We start from the raw sequence: 23741 nt of genomic DNA, 5'->3' as shown, positions 1-23741 counted from the left end.
CTTGAAGTTAATTTAACCATTTGTTTTGCGTGAAAGGGGTTAACCATGCTAGGACTTGTTAAGAAAATTTTTGGTGACACAAATGACCGCGATGTCAAACGCTTGATGAAGACGGTCGATATCATTAACAAATTAGAGCCTGATTTCGTTAAGCTCTCCGATGAGCAGCTGAAAGCCAAGACGGCTGAATTCCGTGCGCGTTTGGACAAAGGCGAGACGCTCGACGACCTGCTCCCTGAGGCGTTTGCTACGGTTCGTGAGGCGTCCAAGCGCGTCCTCGGCAAAAGACACTACGATGTGCAAATGATCGGCGGTATGGCGCTTCACGAAGGCCGTATTGCGGAGATGAAGACCGGTGAAGGTAAAACCCTTGTCGGTACGCTCCCCGTATACCTGAACGCACTCTTGGGCAAAGGCGTGCATGTCGTTACGGTCAATGACTATTTGGCGCAGCGCGACAGCCAGGAGATGGGTCAAATTTATGAGTTTTTGGGTATGACGGTTGGCGTCAACCTGAGCGGTATGGACCATGCGGATAAACAGGTTGCTTATGCCTGCGACATTACGTACGGTACAAACAACGAATTTGGTTTCGATTATCTGCGCGACAATATGGTGCTTTATAAGGAACAAATGGTACAGCGTCCGCTCTATTTCTGTACGATCGACGAAGTGGACTCCATCCTGGTCGATGAAGCCCGTACCCCGCTGATCATTTCCGGACAAGCTCAAAAATCGACGCAGCTTTATTATGTTGCCGACCGTTTTGTGAAGACGCTGCAGGCGGAAGAGGATTATACGGTTGATATTAAAGTGAAATCCGTTGCCTTGAGCGAAAAAGGCGTAGCTAAAGCGGAACGCGCTTTTGGCATCGAGAACCTGTATGATCATGCGCATGTGACGCTGAACCACCACATCGTACAGGCGCTCAAAGCGAACGTAATTATGCGCCGCGACGTCGATTATGTCGTCACCGAAGACGAGGTTGTCATCGTCGACGAATTTACGGGCCGTCTGATGGCCGGCCGCCGCTACAGCGACGGTTTGCACCAGGCGATTGAAGCGAAGGAAGGCATCGAGGTACAGAACGAAAGCATGACGCTGGCCACGATCACGTTCCAGAACTATTTCCGGATGTACCGCAAGCTTGCGGGCATGACCGGTACGGCGAAAACAGAGGAAGAAGAATTCAAGAAGATCTACGGCCTGGAAGTTCTCCAAGTGCCTACCAATAAACCGAACCAACGGAATGATATGGCTGATGTGGTCTACAAGAGCGTTAACGGCAAGTTCAAGGCCGTGGTCGAGGAGATCGTGGAACGCCATAAAAAGAACCAGCCGGTGCTTGTTGGTACGGTATCGATCGAAAACTCCGAGCTGATTTCAGACATGCTGAAACGCAAAGGCATTAAACACCAAGTGCTAAACGCCAAATACCATGCTGAGGAAGCCGAAATCATCTCCGGTGCCGGTCAAGCAGGTGCGGTAACCATCGCTACCAACATGGCTGGCCGCGGTACGGATATTTTGCTGGGTGACGGGGTTGCCGATTTGGGCGGCCTGCATATCATTGGTACGGAGCGCCACGAGTCGCGCCGGATCGATAACCAGCTTCGCGGACGTGCGGGACGTCAGGGCGACCCGGGCTCCACGCAGTTCTATCTGTCGCTTGGCGACGAACTGATGAAACGTTTTGGCGCGGACAACGTGCTGAACATGATGGAGCGTCTCGGTTTTGAAGAAGACCAGCCGATCGAGAGCAAAATGATCACGCGTGCGATCGAGTCCGCTCAGAAACGCGTCGAAGGCAATAACTTCGATTTGCGTAAAGTCGTACTCCAATATGACGACGTGATGAACCAGCAGCGGGAAATCATCTACAAGCAGCGCCGCGAAATTCTCGAATCCGAGAACATCAAGGAAATCGTCATGGATATGATCAAGCCGGTTATCGATCGCGTTGTCGAAGCACACTGCTCGGATGAAATTCCGGAAAACTGGGAGCTGCAAGAGGTTGCCGATTACGTAAACAGCAAGCTTTTGGATGAAGGCGCGGTAACGCGCGACGATCTGTGGGGCAAAGAAGTTCCTGAAATCGAAGAGCTCATCTTCGAAAAGGTTAAGCATAAATATGACGAGCGCGAAGAGAAAATCGGCTCCGAGCTCGTGCGCGAGTTCGAGAAGGTTGTCGTGCTCCGTTCGGTAGACAGCAAGTGGATGGACCATATCGATGCAATGGATCAGCTTCGCCAAGGTATCCATCTCCGTGCATACGGCGGTACGGATCCGCTCCGCGAATACCAATTCGAAGGCTTCGAAATGTTTAATGAAATGATTGCCAGCATTCAGGAAGAAGTTGCGACATACGTCATGAAGGCTCATATCGAATCCAACCAGGAACGCCAAGCTGTTGTCGACGAAAGCAAAGTAACGACCAACAGCGAGCCTACAGAGAAAAGACCGGTACATGTCGGCGAACAAATCGGACGCAACGATCCTTGCCCATGCGGCAGCGGCAAAAAATATAAACATTGCCATGGTCAAGAATAGCTGATTCTGTATAAAATGAATTAAAGGAAAAAGCGACTGTATAGAATCAAGCCGTATCCCGAAAAAGGGACGCGGATCGAAACTCCCTTGATCCAAAGGGTTCTGGCGCGAAAGGAATGCATGATGCGCCACTTCCCTTTGCTTAAGGGAGTTTATGTCGATAAAGAGGTGAAGAAAGTTCATGATCGATCCAAATGTCAAACATGATCTGCGAGAAATCGCGACCAAACTAACCAATCTTAGGGGGTCTCTTTGACTTAGACCTCAAACAGGAGATGATCGCCAATTTCGAAGAAAAGATGTCCGCGCCGGATTTTTGGGATGATAATGAAAAAGCGCAGAGCGTCATCGCCGAAATGAATGCGGTCAAATCTTCCGTAGATCAATATGAGAAGCTACAGCAGGAATATGAAGACGCAGCCATGATGGCGGAGCTGGCAGATGAGGAAGGCGAAGAATCGCTTATGGAGGAAATTGCCGAAGCGGTGGCAAGCCTGAAAAAGAAGCTCGAGGATTTTGAGCTGAACCTGCTGCTAAACCAGCCTTATGATAAAATGAATGCCATCCTGGAGCTGCACCCCGGAGCCGGCGGCACCGAATCCCAGGATTGGGGCCAGATGCTGCTGCGGATGTATACGCGGTGGGCGGAAAAGAGGGGCTTCAAGGTAGAGGTTCTCGATTACCTGCCTGGCGATGAAGCGGGAATCAAAAGCGTAACGCTGCTGATTAAAGGCTTTAACGCTTACGGCTATCTGAAAGCCGAGAAGGGCGTACACCGGCTGGTACGGATCTCGCCTTTTGATTCGTCGGGCCGGAGGCATACGTCGTTTGTATCCTGTGACGTCGTTCCGGAAATTACCGAAGATGTCGATGTGGAAATCCGCACGGAGGATTTGAAAATCGATACCTACCGGGCCAGCGGCGCGGGCGGACAGCATATCAATACGACGGATTCGGCGGTACGGATCACGCACTTGCCTACAGGCATCGTGGTGACCTGCCAAAATGAACGTTCACAGATCAAGAACCGCGAGCGTGCGATGACCATGCTCCGTTCCAAATTGTATGAGCGCAAAATCGAAGAACAGCAAAAAGAGCTGGATGAAATCCGAGGGGAACAGTCGGATATTGCCTGGGGCAGCCAGATCCGATCCTACGTGTTTCATCCCTATAGCATGGTAAAGGACCACCGCACATCAGTAGAAACCGGCAATGTCGGCGCCGTGATGGACGGAGATCTGGATCTGTTCATCGACGGTTATTTGCGCAGCCAAATCAAAGTGGATCCTGAATAAAACCAATAAAAATTCCTACACGCTATATCGAATTGAACGATTGTTGAGTTCATTTCATATCGCCAGTGTGGGAATTTTTTGTTGTCTGGGACATTAATGTACGTCGATAGACGTTTTTCAACAATAAACATCCGGGGTCCCCGCAAAGTAATCGGAATAAACTTCAGAGGCTATACGTCACTTTGTGGGGTTATTTCACCATGGAGCGGATGCTCCCCTCTATTTCAATTTCAAAATTAAGGAGAGAAAAACTATTATGCCGCAAATCCCTGTTTCGAGCCGGAGGAAGGCTCCCGCGATTCCTGCATCGGGAACGATCCGCCATGTGGTAGACATCACTTTGATCGTCATCGGTTCCTTGGCCATTGCTTTAGGATTCAATTTGTTCTTACTGCCTAACGGGATCGCCGCCGGCGGCGTTTCCGGTATCTCTGTGCTGTTTAAGTCGTGGTTCGGACTTGAACCGGCATTTACGCAGTGGGCAATGAATATCCCGATTTTTTTCTTGGGGTTATGGCTGCTCGGCAAAAGTTATGGTCTTCGCTCATTGCTCGGCAGCGTTATTTTACCATTATTCGTATTTCTGACGAAGGACTGGCCGCTGCCGACGGATAATCCGCTGCTCGCCTCCATTTACGGAGGGATCGCGGTTGGCCTTGGGGTCGGCATTGTATATCGGGGCAGAGGTTCTACCGGGGGCCTGGCTACCATGGCCCAAATTATTCAAAAATATAGCGGTCTCAGCTTTTCGCTTTGCGTTGTCATGTTGGACGGAAGCGTCATTCTTTTGGCGGCTTGCACGTTATCGCTGGAGAAAGCCTTGTATGCTTTGGTCGGGCTTTATGTAACAGGGAAAGTCATTGATATGGTTGAGCTTGGATTCAATTATTCGAAGGTTGCTTATATAATCTCGAATCATACGGAGCGGATCAGCGAAGCGATTTTGCATGATTTGGACAGGGGACTGACCAAACTTAGCGCCCAGGGAGGTTATACGGGAGAAAGCCGCACTGTGCTGATGGTTGTGATCGGGCAAAGTGAAGCAACGCGTCTGAAGACGTTGGTGCGAAGCGTAGACCCCGATGCTTTTGTCATTATAAGCAATACTCATGAGGTGTTGGGCGAAGGATTTAAATGGGAAGCATAAACGTGAATATTTATGATGGTAAGGCGGCGAGAAATCTCGCTGTCTTTTTTTGGCAGTATAGAATTTATAAGTTTTTTTGGGGTCCCCGCAAAGTATTTGGAATAAGCATCGAAGCATAGGCTCCACTTTGTGGGGTTATTTTACGATTCTCTTGTCAACGTGTTCAGCTTGTATTCCGGGTATTCAAACCTAAAACTCCTGTTGGGACAAGGAAGAATTCCTTTGAAAGTGTTGTATTTATATGAATACGGACGTATAATAATACATATTTATGAGAGGGATGCACGTCAGGCTTGATAGAGAGGGGAACACGGGATGCCAGGAGAATATGGGGAAACCAACAAAATGAAGGTCGCGATCGTCGGCTCGACGGGGTATGGCGGGGTGGAGTTAATCCGCTTGCTGCAGAGTCATCCGTATGTGGAGATTGCGTCGGTTATTTCATCATCAAATGCGGGAACGCCGATTGCAGAAGGATTTCCGCATTTAACGAATATTGTTGTACAGGATCTGGATGGTGTCAACGCCGCGGAAATGGCGGAAAAAGCGGATGTGGTATTTGCGGCAACGCCATCGGGCGTAAGTTCAAAGCTGGTGCCTGATCTGATTGAAGCGGGCCTAAAAGTCATCGACCTGTCCGGCGATTTCCGGATCAAGGACGGCGGCACTTACGAGACATGGTATAAGCACCCGGCTCCGGAACAGAAGTACCTGGAAAAAGCGGTATACGGATTATGCGAGATTTCTGGCGGCAACGTGATAGATGCCAGCTTGATCTCGAATCCGGGCTGCTATCCGACGGCAACGTTGCTTGGCCTGATTCCGGCAGTAAGCGCTGGCTGGATCGATCCAAAAAGCATTATCATCGATGCCAAATCCGGCGTATCCGGTGCCGGCAGAGGCACAAGCCTGACTTCGCATTATGCGGAGATAAACGAAAACTTCAAAGCTTATAAAGTGAATAAACATCAGCATATCCCGGAAATCGAGCAGGCGCTGGCGCAGGCTGCGGGCGAACCGGTAACGGTCACCTTTACGACTCAACTCGTTCCGATGACGCGCGGCATCATGAGCACCATGTATGCACAGATGAACGGCGCGTACAGCGACGAGGATTTCGTGGAGCTGTACCGGCAGTATTATGAAGGCCGGAACTTCGTGCGCGTAAGGAATGCGGGAATTTGGCCGGCTACGAAAGAAGTGTTTGGGTCCAACTACTGCGATATCGGTTTTGCAGCCGATGCCCGAACAGGCCGGGTAACGATTATTTCGGTGATCGACAACATGGTCAAAGGCGCGGCAGGTCAAGCGATCCAGAACCTGAATCTGATGATGGGATGGGAGGAAAATCTTGGACTGGGTTACACGCCGGTGTATCCGTAAGGTGCGAGATAAACAACATTATGGGACAAGAAAAATATACCGTCGTAGAGGGCGGTTCGATTATAACGCCAAAAGGTTTTTCCGCAGGGGGACTGCATTGCGGACTCAAGAAAACCGAGCGCCATGATCTCGGCGCGATTGTATGCGATGTACCGGCTGCTGCTGCGGCTGTGTACACGACAAACGTGTTTCAAGCGGCGCCGCTGAAAGTGACGCGCGAAAGCCTGCAGGATGGCAGACTGCAGGCCGTTGTCGTTAACAGCGGCAATGCCAATGCTTGCACAGGCAAGCAGGGGGAAGAAGATGCTTACAGGATGCGGGCGGAAGCAGCACAACATCTGGGCGTTGCCGAGCAGGCCGTGGCGGTCGCCTCGACAGGAGTGATCGGGGAGCTGCTGAAAATGGACTGCGTTACCGCTGGCATCGCCGGCTTGCCGCAGCGCCTGAAGCATGAAGCTTCCGGCGCGGAGGATTTTGCGCAAGCGATTCTGACGACCGACCTTGTGAAGAAGGAAGCTTGCGTTTCCGTAACGGTGAACGGTAAAAAGGTGACGATTGCCGGGGCGGCCAAAGGTTCAGGCATGATTCACCCGAACATGGCGACGATGCTCGCGTTTGTGACGACGGATGCGGTGATCGAAGCGGAAGTTTTGCAGCGGCTTTTGCGCCAGGCGACCGACGTGACGTTCAACATGATTACGGTGGACGGGGATACAAGTACCAACGACATGCTGATCGCCATGGCAAGCGGGCTGTCAGGTCACGAGACGCTTAATCCATCCCATCCGGATTGGCAGGCTTTTGCTTCCGGCTTCACTTATGTTTGCCAAGTGCTTGCCAAGGCCATTGCCCGGGATGGTGAGGGTGCGACCAAGCTGGTTGAGGTAAACGTGAACGGAGCGGTAAACGATATGTCCGCCCGCGCCATTGCCAAAACCGTCATCGGCTCCAGCCTTGTGAAATCGGCGATGTTTGGTGCTGATGCCAACTGGGGGCGGATTATTGCCGCCGTGGGACGCGCCGGCGAGCCTGTGAACCCGGAAACAGTTGATATTCGGCTCGGAGATATATTGGTGCTTGAAGGTTCGCGGCCGATAGCCTTTGACGAGGATGAGGCGTTGGAGTACTTAAAAGGCGACCTCGTACGCATCGTAGTTGATCTTCATCATGGAGAAGGCCGCGCAACGGCTTGGGGCTGTGATTTAACATATGAATATGTTCGTATTAATGCCGCATACCGGACTTAATGAACGAAGTGGGGGATGAGCTGTGAATACATTACTTCATCAAGAGAAAGGCATAACCGGGAATGCGGCGAATGAACGAAGTTTTGTGATGAAATGCGGCGGCAGTACACTTGCGGCTTTGCCGGATTCGTTTTTTGAAGATTTGCAGCAGCTGCAGGCCTCTGGCGTACAACCCGTGATCGTTCATGGCGGCGGCCCGGCCATCTCGGAAAATCTGGAGAAGCTCGGTATCGAAACGGAGTTCGTGAACGGTCTGCGCAAGACGACGGAAGCGGTGCTGGATGTGGTGGAGATGGTGCTTGCAGGCAGCATTAACAAGCAGATCGTAAGGCGAATTCAGCAGACCGGGGGCAAAGCGCTCGGGATCTCCGGCGTGGATGGGGCCTTGATTCAAGCCCGTCCCGTGGCAAACGCGGCCGAAGTTGGCTGGGTCGGCGATGTAACGCAAGTGCAGGCGGAGATTATACAAGGCATTACGGCCATGGGTTATATGCCGGTGATTGCGCCCGTCGGCGTAGATGAGGACGGCCAGCGTTACAACATTAATGCCGATACGGCGGCAGGGGCGGTAGCCTCGCAGCTTGGCACGGAACGGATGATTGTCGTCACGGATGTGCCTGGGATTATGAAGGAAATCGAGGGCGTCAAACAAGTGCTCCCCGTAGTGACGGTGCAGCAGATCGAAGACATGATTGGCAGCGGCGATATATACGGCGGGATGATCCCCAAGGTTAAAGCGGCTGTCAGCTGCATCCAGGGCGAGGTGCAGGAAGTGGTTATCGTGAACGGAAGCGAACCGAAAATTTTGAGCCGCGTGCTGCAGGGCGAGACGATCGGGACGCGGATCGTGAGATAGATAAGTTGAACAAATGAAAATGGATAAGGAACAGGCAATAGGGTTCAATATTCAAAAGAAGAACCATTTTAGAATATTGACCTAGGGGAAAGATTTACGGAGAAGCTAAAAGCTTTTTGGAAAAAAGCTGCGTCGGAAGCATTTGCTGCGTTCGCCTAAAAGTTTTCCGTAGGAAAGCTATATAAGTTGAACTAAAGAAAAGCATAAGGAATAGGCAAGAGGGAGAAAGATTTACGGAGAAGCGAAGCGTTCGCCTTTGTGATCGGATTTCAACCATGAAAGTATAAATCAAAGAAATCCGGGAGCAACAGCGATCTTAAGAACATTTCACCCGGCTGCCTACATCCGTGCAAATCATTGGTTCAACTTATATAGCATCGTAAGCATATGCTTTGAGAGCGGATTTCTACCATGAATAGTTAAAATCATAGAAATCCGGGAACAACAGCGATCTTAAGAACATTTCACCCGGCTGCCGTCATCCTTAAATAATCGTAGGTTCAACTTGTATAGATTCCAATATTCCATGATGGGAGTGATTTGAATGAGCAATCCTTCGGGAGCACAATCCGGAAGCTCGTTGTTTCCAACCTATGCAAGATATCCAATCAGCCTGGTTAAAGGTCAGGGCAGCTGGTTGTGGGACGATCAGGGCAATAAGTATCTGGATTTTATGAGCGGCATTGCCGTAACCAATCTGGGGCACGCACCAGAGAAAGTAACAGCGAAGCTGAAAGAGCAGCTGGACCAGTTGTGGCATGTTTCGAATCTGTTCCAGATTCCGAATCAGGAGAAGGCGGCGGCGTTTCTGACTGCAAACAGCTGTGCCGATGCGGTCTTTTTCTGCAACAGCGGCGCGGAAGCGAATGAAGCGGCGATCAAGCTGGCCCGCCGTTATCACCAAAAGGTGAAAGGCAATGACCGCTTTGAAATCATTACCTTCGTTCAATCCTTCCATGGACGGACGCTGGCGACATTGACGGCAACAGGCCAGGACAAAGTGAAGGACGGATTCCTGCCGCTGCCTGCCGGTTTCAAAAGCGTACTTCTTCATGATCTGGATGCGCTCAAGGCGGCCATTACCGACCAAACGGCAGCCATCATGCTGGAGCTTGTGCTTGCTGAAGGGGGCGTGCTTCCGGTCGAAGCAGATTTTCTCCAGGCCATTCAGGAGCTGTGCAAGGAACATGGTCTGCTGCTCATTATCGACGAAGTGCAGACCGGTATGGGGCGCACAGGCAAGCTGTTTGCGCATGAGCATTACGGCATTGAGCCGGATATTTTTACTTTGGCTAAAGGGATCGCCAGCGGGTTCCCGACAGGGGCCATGCTCGGCAAAGCTTATCTGCGCGATGCCTTCGCGGCGGGCAGCCACGGTTCGACCTTCGGCGGAACGCCGATCGCAACGGCAGCCGTCATCGCGACGATGGAAACGATCCTGGAGGATCAGCTTCCGCAGCGTGCAGCCGAGATGGGGGCTTACCTGAAGGAACAGCTGACAGAAAAGCTGGCGGATAATCCGCATGTGAAAGCCATCCGCGGCCTCGGCCTGCTGGTTGGCATTGAATGCTCAGGGCCGGTAAACGAGCTGGTGCTGGAAGGCCAAAAACGCGGATTGCTGTTTATCACGGCCGGACCAAACGTCATTCGGCTGCTGCCGAACTTGTACGTGACGAAAGAAGAAATCGATCAGGCTGTAAGCATCATAGCCAGCATGATCCATGACCATACAGCGGTTAAGAAAGATTAATGCTATAAATCATTTTTATCATGAATGACTTGTTAGAAGAACGGTGGCGATAAGGAACGGCGTTGGTTTTTATAAGTTGAGCAAATGATTTTAAGGATAAAGGCGGTCGGGGGATTTCATCTCTAACGAAACGCGGCATTGCTTTTGAAATTTATACGAAAGTGTGATTTTGCGTTTTTGAGACAAAACCCATAACATTTTCCTCGTTGGTGGTACCGTGAGGTCATGTGGGTTTCTAACGAAACGTGGTATCGCTATTTGCAGCAAAAAAGGCCTTTTGAAATTTTAACGAAACTGGGTATCGCTATTAAGCTAAATAAATGCCTTTAAGACTGTTTTTATCCCAAATAACGCTCTGTAGTTTCGTTAGATTTCATTTGCTTTTGTTTTTGAGGCAATAGCGCTCTGTAGTTTCGTTAGAGATATGCGTTCTCTAGAATATTGAACCCTCGTTCCTACTCCTTATCTCTTTCTCTAGTTCAACTTATCCAGACGAAACGCAAGCATTCGCCCAAGGATTTCCACAGGGAAACAGTATATAAGTCGGTGTCGTAAGTTAGAGGGAGACGTAAGTCGGATCGTAAGTTGGTGTCGTAAGCCGGAGGGAGACGTAAGTCAGTATCGCAAGAAAGCTCTTCGTTGCTATGTTTCCATCCATTTTGGGAAGATTGTTCTCAAAAAAGTATTAGGCGGGGATCGATCGAAAGAACGATTCGTCAACGGAGCAATGATTTTAATGTGATGAAAATTTAATGTGCAGAAGGAGGCCAACCATGACTCAAGCAGAACCACTGCAGCAAGTAAATTTGAAAGGCCGGGATTTGCTGGAACTGGACGATTACACCACGGAAGAGATTCAATATTTGCTGGATCTGGCGATCGAACTGAAACGCAAGCAAAAAAACGGCGAGGTGTATCAGCCGCTAAAAGGCAAAACGATCGGACTTATTTTTGAAAAATCTTCGACCCGTACGCGGGTTTCCTTTGAAGTCGGGGCGTTTCAGCTTGGCGCGCATGCGCTATTTTTAAGCAAAAACGACATTCAGCTTGGACGCGGCGAAATCATCAGCGATACGGCGCAGGTGCTTTCCCGTTACCTCGACGGCATGATGATCCGTACGTTCGGTCATAACAACGTGGTGGATCTGGCCAAATATGCTTCCGTACCGGTGATCAACGGGCTGAGCGATCTGGCGCATCCATGCCAGGTACTGGCGGATTACCAAACGATCCTCGAACATAAAGGCAAGCTGAAAGGTTTGAAACTCGCCTACATCGGCGATGGCAACAACATGGCGCATTCCCTCATGATCGGCGGAGCGAAGCTTGGCGTACACGTATCTGTGGCCAGTCCGGAAAGTTATGAGCCGGATGCGGAAGTCGTGAAGTTAAGCCGCGAGATTGCAAAAGAGACCGGAGCGGAAATCGTCGTGACGCACAGCCCGCAGGATGCGGTAAAAGACGCCGACGCCATCTATACGGATGTTTGGGCAAGCATGGGCTTCGAGGAGGAGCAAAAAATCCGCGAAGCGGCTTTTAAAAACTATCAAGTAGACGAAGAGCTGGTGAAGGGAGCCAAAAGCGATTATCTGTTCATGCATTGCCTGCCTGCACACCGCGGCGAAGAAGTAAGCGAGGGCGTCATCGACGGCAAAAACTCCGTGATTTTCGACCAGGCCGAAAACCGCCTGCACGCGCAGAAGGCTTTGATGGCCGCGTTGATGGGGTAAGGGGTTATTTTTCAAAGGTTAATAGAGGCTGTAAATTATCTTTCTAGATACCAAATCTCGCAGCAGCGGAGGGGACGGAATCGATCTGAAGAAGCGGAGCGTTCGCCTTTGTCATCGGATTTTCCCCTTAAAAAGGGAATATATTCAAAAAATCTGATGACAACAGCGATCGGAAGAACGATCCGGACCCATAGCGTTCAACACGAGCGAAAATGTTCTAAGGGCTAAGACCCAATCACGTTATAAATCAAACCACGAAGCATACATGAAAGGAAGTTTACAATGGCAAAAGAAAAAATCGTGCTCGCGTATTCCGGCGGGCTGGATACATCCATTATCCTCAAATGGCTCAAAGAAACCTATGACGCGGAAATTATCGCTTTTACAGCGGATATCGGCCAAAAAGAAGAGCTAGATGGCCTTGAAGCCAAAGCATTGGCGACAGGCGCTTCCAAAGTATACATCGACGATTTGCAGGGCGAGTTCGCCAAGGACTTCATTTATCCGATGTTCCAGGCTGGCGCACTGTATGAAGGCCAATACCTGCTCGGCACCAGCATTGCGCGTCCGCTGATCGCCAAACGCATGGTGGAAATCGCACGTGCCGAAGGCGCAACCGCGATTGCCCACGGGGCGACGGGGAAAGGGAATGACCAGGTCCGTTTCGAGCTCGGCGTAGCCGCGCTGGCTCCGGATATCGAGGTGATCGCGCCATGGCGTCTTGAAACGTTCCGCAACGATTTCCCGGGCCGTGCCGAAATGATCGCTTTTGCCGAAAAACACGGCATTCCGGTAACCGCCTCCGCAGCCAAACCTTATTCCATGGACCGCAACCTGCTGCATATCAGCTATGAGAGCGGCGTGCTGGAAGATCCTTGGTTCGATGCAAGCGCACCGGAAAATAAAGACATGTACCTGCTGAGCAACTCCCCTGAGGATGCGCCGGATGAAGCGGAATACCTGGAGCTCGAGTTCGCCCAAGGCAATTGCGTGGCGTTGAACGGCGAAAAGCTGAGCCCGCTGCAGGTGATGGATAAACTGAACGAGCTGGGCGGCAAACATGGCATCGGCCGCGTGGACATGGTGGAAAACCGTTTTGTCGGCATGAAAAGCCGCGGGGTGTACGAAACGCCGGGAGGAACGATTTTGTTCACCGCTCACCGTAAAATGGAATCCATCACGATGGACCGTGAAGTCATGAATTTGCGCGACAGCCTCATCACACGCTACAGCACGCTCGTATATAACGGCTTCTGGTTTGCGCCGGAACGTCTCGCTTTGCAGGCACTGGTAACCGAAAGTCAAAAGAACGTTACAGGAACAGTACGCGTGAAGCTGTATAAAGGCAACATTATCGCCGCAGGAGTGAAAAGTCCGGTCAGCTTGTACAATCCGGATATCGCAACGATGGAAGCAGATCCGACGCAGGCGTATGATCAAGGAGATGCAACAGGCTTTATCCGCCTGAACGCGCTTCGTCTGAAAGTCGGCACAGGCGTGGAACAAAACCGGTAATCGTACGGATTCTATAGATAGGCGCGATCAAAAAATAGTGAGTCAGATTTGCACGGAAAATACCCGTCATTACGCTACTTTCGGCAAATCGAATGGTCTATTATTCTTTTGATCGCGCCTAAATGCATCGCAAATCGGCGGGGTGGCGGCCGTTCCTTTTCCGGGCGAGAAGGGACGGCCCTCTGCCGTATCAGAGAGGAGAGAACATAATGAGCAAACTGTGGGGAGGACGCTTTACTAAGCAGACCAACCATTTGGTGGACGAGTATACCGCTTCGATCGGTTTTGATCAGAAGCTGGCCGAGGAAGATATTCAAGGGAGCCTGGCGCATGTGACGATGCTGGGCAAATGCGGGATTTTGCCGCAGGAGGATGTAGAAACGATCAAAGACGGCCTGAACAAGGTGCTGGATAAAATACGTAAAGGCGACATCGAGTTCTCGATATCGGATGAAGATATCCATATGAACGTGGAAAAAAATCTGATCGCGGAGATCGGCCCGGTTGGCGGGAAGCTGCATACAGGACGCAGCCGTAACGACCAGGTGGCGACCGACATGCATCTGTACCTGCGCAAACGCGTCGTCGAACTATCGGGGATGCTGTATGAACTGCAAAAAGCGCTGATCGGCCAGGCCCGCGACAACCTAGATACGATTATTCCGGGATACACGCATTTGCAGCGGGCGCAGCCGATTCTGTTCGCCCATCATCTAATGGCGTATGTTTCGATGTTCCAGCGCGACATTGAGCGTCTGATGGACAGCTATAAACGGATCAACGTGCTTCCGCTCGGCGCAGGCGCATTAGCCGGAACAACGTTCCCGATCGACCGTCATTTCGTGGCTGAACAGCTGCAGTTCGACCGCGTGTACGAAAACAGCCTGGACGCTGTCAGCGACCGCGACTTTATCCTGGAGTTTCTCTCCCATGCTTCCATAATCATGATGCATCTTTCCCGCCTGTCGGAGGAGCTTGTGCTGTGGAGCAGCACGGAGTTCAACTTCATCGAGCTGGACGACGCGTTCTGCACGGGCAGCAGCATCATGCCGCAGAAGAAAAATCCGGATGTGCCGGAGCTTGTCCGCGGCAAAACGGGCCGCGTTTACGGCAATCTGATGGGGCTTCTCACCGTGCTGAAGTCGCTGCCGCTTGCGTATAACAAAGATATGCAGGAAGACAAGGAGGGCATGTTCGACACCGTTGCGACGCTCGAAGGCGCCCTGCAGCTGTTCGCGCCGATGATCGCTACAATGAAGGTGAATAAACCGCGGATGCGCGAAGCCGTTAACAAAGACTTCTCCAACGCGACGGATATTGCCGATTTCCTCGTAGGCAAAGGCCTGCCATTCCGCCAGGCGCATGAAGTGATCGGAAAGACGGTGCTTTATTGCATCCAGAACGGCAAGTATTTGCTCGATTTGACGATGGATGAATTCAAGCAGTTTTCGCCATTGTTCGATGACGCCATTTACGAAGTGCTTCAACCCGAGACGGTTGTGAACGCCCGTAACGTTTACGGCGGCACAGCGACGGATCAAGTGGCCGATGCGATCAAGCGCAGCGAAGTGCTGCTGCAAATGACGGAACAGTGGCTCGAAGAGCATCAATAATTCGAAGAGCATCAATAATTCGAAGAGCATCATAATTCGAAGAGTATCAATAATTCGAAGAGTGTATGGCCGGTCCCTGAAGTTTAGGGATCGGCCTTTTACATACCAAGTGATAGAAGTGCAAATAGTTAAAGTTAAGTTGCAAGATGAGGATTTTGCAAAAATCCCAAAAGCGGCTAAAAGCTGTAAGGGACACAGCGGCCGCTATTGGGGCTAATTTCGGCCATTTTGAATTCTAACGGACATAGATGCAGTTATTTTGTGGAAAATCCCCTTTTGTCGTTGTTTTGGGAGCAAATAAGCGCTGTGGTGTCCGTTAAAATTTGAAAGCTGCTACTTTTAGCGAATTAACGTCCGTGGTGTCCGTTAGAATGTCCGAGGCGTCTGTTAGAACGTCCGTGGTGTCCGTTAGAACGTCTGCGGCATCTGCTAGAACGTCCGTGAATGTCGTTGGAACATCCCTGGCGTCCGTAAGAACGTCCGAGGCGTCTGCTAGAACATCCGTGGTGTCCGCTAGAACGTCTGTGGTGTCTGTTAGACGTCCGTGGTATCCCTTAGAAACTAACTGGCCTTATTCGGTGTGTTCAAACATACGGGGATTCATGCATTTTGTTTAATTTTCATGAGGAAATGGTTTATAAAAAGGAGATTGCTCCAAGTTATCGGGAACACCCGCTAAGATGTTTTAACTGCTCTCCAATGTATCCAGATATTCTTTCAAAACAACGGCATGGTTAAACTGCCGGTCCTTTGCGGCATACAGCAGCGTGACCATCCCCAGCTCAGACCAGCTTCTCAGCTTTTCCAGATAAGGCAGAACGGCGACATCGGATAATTCGGTTTCGTAACGGGCTTTAAAATCATCGAATCTTTCCGGCCGATGTCCGAACCAGGTACGCAGGCTTGGGCTTGGCGCAATGTCTTTTATCCAAACCGTAATTTGCGCTTTTTCCTTCGTTACTCCCCTGGGCCAAATTCGATCAACTAGAATCCGCTGACCGTCTGTATCCTCGGCAGGATCGTAGATCCGTTTCAGCTGTATCATGTTCAATCCTTCCCTTCATGCTTTACGTAAGGACACTCGTGACTTCAGTCATGAGTTGTTGAGAGCATATGTTTTCCTTAGTATACATTCCGAAGCTGGATTTGAGTAAACAGCAGAAGCTGTATTGAACATAAAGCCTTCAGCAGCGCGCATTCAAGAAGAGGACAAGGTAAAGTTCGGTTGCTTGGCCTGGCTCTGTTTGTTTGACATAAGGTTTGCCCAAAAATCATACGTAAGAATCATGGGCAATACCTGCCCACTAACTTATAGATTAGGCACGCCCCACTTGACGACCATTCCTACATGAGTTAGACCTCCGCCAAATCCGTAAAGAAGAAGCGTATCGCCGTACTTCAATTTTTGCTCGCGAACCCCGAGACCCAGCGCCAGCGGGATGGATGCGGCTGAAGTATTCCCCATGTATTCTACGCTGTACAATGTTTTGTCCAGGGAAAAACCTGCTTTATCGCAGATCGATTCGATCATCCGCAAATTGGCGCTGTGGGGGACAAACCAATCGATATCTCCGGTGGTCATGCCGGCACCCTCCAGCAATGTTTCTATTCCGGCCGGAAGGGTTCGCACAGCCCATTTATACACTTCGCGCCCGTTTTGAACGATATTGCCTTCGCCCTGGAGCGGGAGGCCCTTCATGGTATTGGCCAAACCAGAACGATAGAGATGCACGCCGCCGCTGCCATCCGTACCTTGGATCGAGGCGAGGAAGCCCGGATTGGTTTCATCTGCTTCCACCAAAACCGCTCCGGCACCGTCTCCGAATAAAATGCAGGTGGTCCGGTCCGTATAATCCGTCACTTTGGACAAGGTTTCCCCGCCGACCACCAGCACTTTACGGTGCATTCCCGAGGTGATCAGCCCATTAGCGATATGCAGCCCATAAGCAAATCCGGCGCAAGTTGCGTTCAGATCAAATGCCCCGGTGCTTTGGATATGGAAATGCTCCTGAATCAGGCAAGCGACGCTGGGGAAAGGGTAGTCCGGAGTTGCTGTAGCCACGATGATCAAATCGACGTCTTCAACGTTTTGGCCATAGGTCTGGATTAAATCCTCAATTGCCCGGATGCACAGATGCGATGTGAATTCCTGCTCGCCGCTGATCCGGCGCTCCCTCATTCCGGTCCGCTGCACGATCCATTCATCGCTTGTATCCACAAGCTTTTCGAGATCCGCATTCGTTAATCTCCGCTCAGGCACATAGGTTCCAATGGCAGAGATTTTGGCTTTGGATGGTACGGTATTCATCATCTTTTCTTTCCTCCAATCGAATAATGGAATGACATTATAAAACGGAAACGCACTTTTTAGTATCTAGTTTTAGTACTTGGTACTAATTATATGCAAAATTCATTCGGATGCAACCTTTTTCTATGCACTTAAAAAAACAGCCTGCTTGCCGTAACTATATAAGTTGAACCAATGATTATGAACGGAAGGAGGCAGCCGAGTGAAATGTTCTTTCGATCGCTGCCCGCTCCTAGATTTCTATGATTTGAACCTGATCTATGGTAGAAATCCGCTCACAAAGCGCATGTTTACGATGCTAGCTTTCCTGCGGAAAGCTTTTAGGCGAACGAAGCATATGCTTCCGAAGCAGCTTTTTTTCAAAAAGCTTTCAGCTTCTCCGTAAATCTTTCCCCCTCTTGTCTATCCCTTTTCATTTTCTTTAGTTCAACTTATATAAATAATGATTTAATATGGATGGCCATAACTTGGAAATGGAAGCATATAAACCGTATCTGTGGCAATATTGAGTGTAATTCGATACTAGGCTGGGTAGGAACGTCGCTTCTACTTATTGTTCCGCAAATTTTTTGGATTCTCCATATACATTTTCTTAACGCGGCAGTTTTTCTCGGACTTCCGGGTGTTCCGCGCGAAGCTGCATGTTTAGATGGGGCGAGTGAGTTCCGCATATATTTACAGAGCCTGTTTCCGCTTGCCAAGTTTGCGATGTTAGCCGTTTGAAAGGAATTATAACCTTTTAAAGGGCTCGGCCATCTAATTCTATAGAGCGATTCCCAACAAAAAACTATAGGAGGAAAAAAGATGACAACTAGTGCAGTCGTTAACGGTCAATTTGTTCCTGAATTTGCAGCTTATACGAAGTTAACGTTAGTCAACCGTTTTCAAAACGAAATGAAAGGATTTTCTAGCCTTTCCCAATCTAAGAACTCTATGACTTTTGAGCAATTCATGAATGCACTGGAAAATAACAAGCCCGTCCACCAAAGCCTCGCACGTCATACATCGCCTGAAGAAGTGGCAGATAATATCACCTACCAACAACAAAATGGCGCAAGTATTTTCGCACGCGAACGCTTTGAGGCCATTCAAAAGGCCTATCATTTGGGTCTGGTAGACTTGGATGGTGTTCTAAGTATTTAAAGATTATCGTCACAAGAGTTCGCAGCAATTCATATACCGGAGATGAATGAACAATACGCCGGGATGTTGTCTGATATCATCATATGTTAATTGAATGAAACAGAGCCGCGAACAACGCAGCTCTGTTTCTCATTTATGAGTCAATTCATGATGGATTGAGGCAGGACTTATAAATTCGTTAAGAACCATTTGCGACTCTCTCGTATCTAATCATTTCGGAATTTATCATTCCGGTGCCGGTTAATAAATAACCTTTCCGGCTTCTGATCCATCAAATCTTATAGAGGGCCCTCAAACGAAAGGCATTTGAACCATTAGGAGGAACTATAAGATGAATACGATATATAAAGTGATGAGTACCACCGTAATGATTGGCTCCATTTTGGGAGTGACAGTATGCGGTGGAGCCCATGCTGCCCCCGTAAATGCAATCCAATCCGTTTCCGCTTCTGTACAGCCAAAGCATAACACGATCCAGAGTGAGACTCACCAAAATATTAGTCTCGGAATCTCGGGCGTGATTTATGATGGCAACGCGCTTCGCTTCGAAGTCGTGCGTAAAGGAACAGGTCTGAGCGGTCGCATAACCGATTCGAAATGGGATGAACAAAAGCAAGAAGTGATCCGCGAAAAAGGGGCCATTTCATCCGTGGAGCTTTTTATTAACGGTGTTTCGGCCAATACTTACGGCGGAAGTGAGTTGTGGAAACGTCCAGCTATTAGCTTTAGAACGGCGGATTCCAGTCCGGACAAAGCACTATTCAGCATGGCCGATGCGACTTATCTTGGCGAGCAGGCCAGCTTAAAGGCGCTCCCTGAACAGTTCAACCTTACGGCCAAGATTAAGCTGGAAGGCGTAAATGATCCTTATACGCTGAATGTTCCCGTGCAAAAAAATGCAGGCAAGACGATCCAGCTGAAACCGAACTTGACGAAAAAATCAGGAGATGTCGCGATGACGTTAAAAAAGGCAAGCATGACTTCGTACTCCACAAGAATGCAGCTGATCGTGAAGGGGCAGAAACCGGGCTCTGCGATGTTGTACGATTTCTTGGATGATCAAGGCAATCTGATCGAACGGTTAGGGGGCGAGAGAGGCACCGACGAAAACGGAGCCAAGGGCATGATGTATTATGATTTCCTTCTGGATACGCAGGGCAAGGATATCAAATCCATTACGATTAAACCATCCAAGCCTGTCTTTGCAGAGCCGGGAGCCGCGACTGGCCAGTTCAAGTTAGATGATAAAGGAGAAGTGGTAAAAGAATACATCAAAGATCTTGAAATGACCGTACAGGTAAAATAGAAACCGTATCTCAGGCATTTGGATTCCACCATAACGCCTCAGGGTTCAACGTGAGCGCATAAGCTCACACGGAATCTGCATCCCTTTTCGGCAAACAGGGTTTACCGGAAAGGGATCTTTCCGTTTTTATCGAATCCTAGCTCCGCGTTCACTTCCTCGTCTATAGTCTGCAACACTTCCGCCACGATGGAATTAACTGGGACTTAAACACTCTAGCATCCCGCTGAATGGAGAGCCGATGGTCAGATTGAGAAGGTCTTTGGATTTTGGTCATGACTTCGGATACTTGTTTTCGAAAACTTTCGTCATGCTGCATTTTAGGGATTTTCTCTTTGATACCGAATTTCACGCTTTCGATGGTCGAGGGATCGTGCCGGAGTATGGCGGTGTAGAAACTTGCGTTGGCTTCTTTCATTTTCTATGACGCGACAATGCCGCGCGTAAAATCCGCAGACTTGAATACCCGCAGTACTAGCAAAGGCTGCCGCTTAAGCAGGCAGGAAATGATGAACAGAACAAGATCCGCCCCTCCGATAATCAGACCCGATAAACCTACTTTCTTTTGAATATAAAAAGTACTTTGACCAGTAAGGCTTTTTGATCCGCGTACCATCATGAAGTCCCAGCCGATACCTGGAATGAACAATTAGTTCTTGAAAAAACCAATTGGTCATTTTAGAATACATCATAGCGATGTCATTCCTATGTGTCAATTCATCATCAGAATTTTTGTGCAAGAAAAGGAAGCCGCTTTAATTTCAAAATAATCAGCGAGAAGGCCCGATTCGATTCATACGTCTTGAAATGAAAATAACTTTTCTATGATACTGAATCATCAAATCCGTAGAGGGTCCCTCAAAAGGAGGCGAAAGAAACGTGCGAACAATGGAAATGGAAGTCAAGAAAGCACAGCAGGGAGATCTTGATGCATTCGTCCGTCTCATGCGGAATTTAGAGTCCCAGCTATACGGCTTGGCAAAGTCCATTTTAAGACATGATGAAGACTGTGCGGATGCAATGCAAGAAACCATGCTTAAAGCATATAAGTCACTCACATCATTGAGAAAACCGGAATTTTTTAAAACATGGATGATCCGGATTCTCATTAATGAATGCAATCAATTGCTGCGAAACAGGAAGCGAACCGTGGTAATGAACGAACTGCCGGAGGCATCGAACCCGGCTACCTCCTATTACGGAGACTATCAAAAAATTGATCTTGAGGAAGCGGTCAACAGTCTGGATGAAACGCTCCGGATCGTCATTCATTTGTTTTATTATCAGGATCTGCCGATCAAGCAAATTTCGGAGGTGCTGAATATTTCGAAAGGTGCAGTCAAGGGTCGTCTGCATAGAGCACGGGGCATTCTGGCAGATTGGATGAAGAACAGGAAGGAGGAAGATGTATCGTATGAGCCTATTTGATTTGGAGCGGGAGCTTAGGCAATCCGGAAAGAAGCAGATGACCTCGGAAGTTCCGGAGCTGATCCGCCGGCGGCAGGATGAAGTGTATGCTGCTTTGGCGTATTTGGAAAGAGAGGCCGGAACGGCAACGCATAAACAAAGAAAAAGAGCCGGAAGAATTGTCGCTGCAGCCGCGGTAGTTGCCTTCATCGCTGTTTTGGGGAGCGGCTTCATCTCCCCGGTGATGGCTCAGACGTTTAAGCAAATCCCTGTGGTAGGAAGTATTTTCAAGCTTGCTGATGAATTGGGGCTTCGAACGGCGGGAGACCGGGGGCTTGTGTCGGATCCCGATGCCTATGACCAGCATGGAGGAACCACCCTTAAAATAAGCGAAGTGGTGTTTGACGGAACGATACTGTCATTTTCTCTCCAGCGAGAAGGCGGAGACTTTCAAGGAGGCATTACAGATCGAAAGGAAGTTCGTTTGGGGGACCATACGGATATCATTTATGAAAAAGGAGCTATCACGAATGCGGAACTGCTAGTCGACGGAGATTCCATGGCGGATTATCCGGGCGGATACCGACCTCAGATGTCGTGGAGGCAATCGGTTAACCCTAATGCAGCGCTATTTCATGTGTTTAATAATTCCGACGTAACGAATCCAGATTCGGCGCACCTGCCCGAAGAATTTTTAATGACGTTAAAACTCACACTGGAAGGAATCGAGGATCCTTTCGTCATTTCGCTTCCCGTTCATAAAAAGGCGGACCATGTCATTGTACAATCTGGTGAAACGAGGCAGAAAAACGGACTGAGCCTGACCATTAAACAGTTGGAATTTTCACCGATATCCACGATACTGAGGCTGGAACTTCACGCCGATCATGAACTCACAGAAGCCGATATGAGCAATCTGTCATTCGAAGTATGCGGAAGCCATGGGGAAAAGGCGAATCTTATCGGCGGAAAAGGCTTATACCCGGGCGGAAAATCGGGGACGATGGAGATCGTGATGGACAGGTTCGTTACAGCTCCGGATTTCATTATTGTAAAGCCTTATAGGCCTGTATATGAGAATTCTTCAGCATCTTCAGGCAAGTTCGGGCTCGACCAAAACGGAGGGATTATTAAAAAATACGTGGAAGATTTGAATATTAAGGTACCGGTAGAACGTTCGCGAATCGAAAAGCTATACACCCCATAAAGGGTGTCTGTTGTCCCTCCGGGTCGATCAAGCCGAGGTAGGCATCTGCATAGATGTTTTTCCACGCTGCCGATCAAGAGAGAATAGTTCTGTAAAAAGAAGCGTTAAGTTTAGCCCCGTTTCGTGCGGGGTTATTTTGCGTTATTCCGTAAAGCGATGTTTGCCTGAACGCCCCTCCGAAAATTGGACGCGCCTGAATTTTGCAGGGGATACGCCAAGCTTATGGGTGAAAACGCGGGTAAAGTAGTGAACCGATTGGAAGCCGCATTGGCAGGCGATATCTTTAATGGACATGTCTTCGTTTAAGAGCAGCTGCGAAGCCAATTGAATCCGGCGCTCTTGAATATAGTGGACAAAGGTTTGATTCGTATGCTGCTGGAACAACCTTGTCAGATGCCGGGGCGAGATATGGAGATGGTTTGCTACCGTTACCAGCGTAAGTTCTTCGCTCAGGTTGTCATGAATGAACAGCTTTGCTTGCCGAAAAAGCGTGTTTTCATCCCATGCACTATCTGCCTGGTGATGCAAAGCATCTCCCCGATGAAGTCCATGCAGGGCCGGAATCGACAGCAGCAGGGAGGTGGAGCTGTATTCCAACAAGGCTGGGGCCACAGGTTTTTGTTCAGCGAAGATCGATATCAACGCCTCCCAAAAATGGCCTAAAGGCTCGTTATCCGCACCATAAACCACAGGTTTTGCTTGCTCCATGAGCCGGCGATAGTCTTCGATGTAACTTTGTCCGGTGCGTTCCTCATCGACCTCAAAGGCAACATAGACCAAGGTTAGTCCGGCAAGGCTGCGGATTTGATGCCATGTTCCGGGCAAAGACAAAAAGGATGCGCCTCTGTTGAGCGGATACTCCGTGTCGTGCTCGATGTAAGAACCGCTGCCTGCAACGACGTAACAAGCTTCAAAAAAAGAATGCCGATGCAGGGCATTATCGAAATGCGTAGGCATAAACCCCCAATACAGGATGGAGATGCTTAAATCCTTCGTTTCGATTCTGGTGAGCTGGCGGTTGCAGATTTGGTTGGCTCTGCGAAAGCTGGATTCTATAGACATGAGGGAACTCCCCCTAAAAATGTAGTCAGGATCGAATGATCTGCGTATGTCCGTTTTTTGCAAAAGGATGACCCGTTCATGCAAAGACGCCCGCGAGGTCCTCTTGTACAATGTTACACGAGTTCGTTGTTGTTTGAAATAGAGTTGTCCCTGGTGATTAATGCAAAAAGAAGGGGACGTGAAAAGGCAGTATACTACGTTCGTTGTTGATGATTTTTGATGAAA

At 49.4% G+C, this 23741-nt stretch carries 18 protein-coding genes; 14 read left to right on the top strand and 4 right to left on the bottom strand.

Annotation, left to right across the window (positions count from 1 at the left end; all coding sequences use genetic code 11):
* Positions 1 to 45 precede the first annotated feature (45 nt).
* The 10 genes from secA to argH all read left to right on the top strand — a co-directional run bounded on the left by secA (position 46) and on the right by argH (position 15086).
* A complete protein-coding gene (gene secA, locus L6442_RS30465) occupies positions 46 to 2550 on the top strand; it encodes a preprotein translocase subunit SecA (RefSeq protein WP_212979511.1) in 2505 nt (834 codons plus the stop codon).
* A gap of 181 nt (positions 2551 to 2731) precedes the next feature.
* Positions 2732 to 3845, top strand: a protein-coding gene (gene prfB / locus L6442_RS30460; RefSeq protein ID WP_212979512.1) for a peptide chain release factor 2 whose coding sequence is annotated in 2 segments (ribosomal slippage) — positions 2732 to 2803 and positions 2805 to 3845 — 1113 coding nt in all. Because the reading frame shifts where the segments join, the coding sequence is not laid out codon by codon here.
* Between the two features lie 256 nt (positions 3846 to 4101).
* On the top strand, positions 4102 to 4992 hold the full coding sequence (locus L6442_RS30455; RefSeq protein ID WP_212979513.1) for a YitT family protein: 891 nt from the start codon (positions 4102 to 4104) through the stop codon (positions 4990 to 4992).
* Between the two features lie 315 nt (positions 4993 to 5307).
* Positions 5308 to 6375: an N-acetyl-gamma-glutamyl-phosphate reductase gene (gene argC, locus L6442_RS30450; RefSeq protein ID WP_212979514.1), complete on the top strand. Its 1068-nt coding sequence runs from the start codon at positions 5308 to 5310 to the stop codon at positions 6373 to 6375.
* 20 nt (positions 6376 to 6395) lie between these two features.
* Entirely contained in the window at positions 6396 to 7622 is a 1227-nt protein-coding gene (gene argJ / locus L6442_RS30445; RefSeq protein ID WP_212979515.1) for a bifunctional glutamate N-acetyltransferase/amino-acid acetyltransferase ArgJ, read from the top strand.
* Positions 7623 to 7710: 88 nt separating this feature from the next.
* On the top strand, positions 7711 to 8478 hold the full coding sequence (gene argB, locus L6442_RS30440) for an acetylglutamate kinase (protein ID WP_212979558.1): 768 nt from the start codon (positions 7711 to 7713) through the stop codon (positions 8476 to 8478).
* Between the two features lie 544 nt (positions 8479 to 9022).
* Positions 9023 to 10228 (top strand): acetylornithine transaminase, encoded by a 1206-nt coding sequence (locus L6442_RS30435; RefSeq protein WP_212979516.1) that lies wholly within the window; start codon positions 9023 to 9025, stop codon positions 10226 to 10228.
* 773 nt (positions 10229 to 11001) lie between these two features.
* Positions 11002 to 11958: an ornithine carbamoyltransferase gene (gene argF, locus L6442_RS30430; RefSeq protein WP_212979517.1), complete on the top strand. Its 957-nt coding sequence runs from the start codon at positions 11002 to 11004 to the stop codon at positions 11956 to 11958.
* A 282-nt stretch (positions 11959 to 12240) separates the two neighbouring features.
* Positions 12241 to 13473: an argininosuccinate synthase gene (locus tag L6442_RS30425; protein WP_212979518.1), complete on the top strand. Its 1233-nt coding sequence runs from the start codon at positions 12241 to 12243 to the stop codon at positions 13471 to 13473.
* Positions 13474 to 13682: 209 nt separating this feature from the next.
* On the top strand, positions 13683 to 15086 hold the full coding sequence (gene argH, locus L6442_RS30420; protein WP_212979519.1) for an argininosuccinate lyase: 1404 nt from the start codon (positions 13683 to 13685) through the stop codon (positions 15084 to 15086).
* A gap of 685 nt (positions 15087 to 15771) precedes the next feature.
* Here the strand turns inward: argH and L6442_RS30415 are convergent.
* Both L6442_RS30415 and L6442_RS30410 read right to left on the bottom strand, forming a co-directional pair.
* Positions 15772 to 16131 (bottom strand): DUF488 domain-containing protein, encoded by a 360-nt coding sequence (locus tag L6442_RS30415; RefSeq protein ID WP_212979520.1) that lies wholly within the window; start codon positions 16129 to 16131, stop codon positions 15772 to 15774.
* A 264-nt stretch (positions 16132 to 16395) separates the two neighbouring features.
* A complete protein-coding gene (locus L6442_RS30410) occupies positions 16396 to 17394 on the bottom strand; it encodes a ketoacyl-ACP synthase III (protein WP_212979559.1) in 999 nt (332 codons plus the stop codon).
* 804 nt (positions 17395 to 18198) lie between these two features.
* Between L6442_RS30410 and L6442_RS30405 the strand changes: the two genes are divergently transcribed.
* Together L6442_RS30405 and L6442_RS30400 are read left to right on the top strand one after the other, a co-directional pair.
* Entirely contained in the window at positions 18199 to 18537 is a 339-nt protein-coding gene (locus L6442_RS30405) for a hypothetical protein (protein ID WP_212979521.1), read from the top strand.
* A 331-nt stretch (positions 18538 to 18868) separates the two neighbouring features.
* On the top strand, positions 18869 to 19843 hold the full coding sequence (locus tag L6442_RS30400) for a DUF5643 domain-containing protein (RefSeq protein WP_212979522.1): 975 nt from the start codon (positions 18869 to 18871) through the stop codon (positions 19841 to 19843).
* Positions 19844 to 20261: 418 nt separating this feature from the next.
* On the opposite strand, the gene L6442_RS30395 is transcribed toward L6442_RS30400, so the two are convergent.
* Positions 20262 to 20459, bottom strand: coding sequence for a hypothetical protein (locus L6442_RS30395; protein ID WP_212979523.1), 198 nt, complete (start codon positions 20457 to 20459; stop codon positions 20262 to 20264).
* A gap of 269 nt (positions 20460 to 20728) precedes the next feature.
* Here L6442_RS30395 and L6442_RS30390 point away from each other — a divergent pair, with 269 nt between their 5' ends.
* Positions 20729 to 21268 carry a sigma-70 family RNA polymerase sigma factor gene (locus L6442_RS30390; RefSeq protein WP_212979560.1) on the top strand — a complete coding sequence of 180 codons (540 nt, stop codon included), beginning with the start codon at positions 20729 to 20731 and terminating at the stop codon, positions 21266 to 21268.
* Entirely contained in the window at positions 21255 to 22454 is a 1200-nt protein-coding gene (locus tag L6442_RS30385; protein WP_212979524.1) for a DUF4179 domain-containing protein, read from the top strand. Before L6442_RS30390 ends, L6442_RS30385 begins: the two co-directional genes overlap by 14 nt.
* 141 nt (positions 22455 to 22595) lie before the next feature.
* Here L6442_RS30385 and L6442_RS30380 read toward each other — a convergent pair whose 3' ends face one another.
* Positions 22596 to 23516 carry an AraC family transcriptional regulator gene (locus tag L6442_RS30380; RefSeq protein WP_212979525.1) on the bottom strand — a complete coding sequence of 307 codons (921 nt, stop codon included), beginning with the start codon at positions 23514 to 23516 and terminating at the stop codon, positions 22596 to 22598.
* Between the last annotated feature and the right edge of the window lie 225 nt (positions 23517 to 23741).

It is taken from the genome of Paenibacillus azoreducens, assembly GCF_021654775.1.
Taxonomy (GTDB): Bacteria; Bacillota; Bacilli; order Paenibacillales; family Paenibacillaceae; genus Paenibacillus_AQ; species Paenibacillus_AQ azoreducens.
The sequence above is the reverse complement of the archived record's forward strand: the minus strand, read 5'-3'. Positions and strand labels throughout refer to the sequence as shown.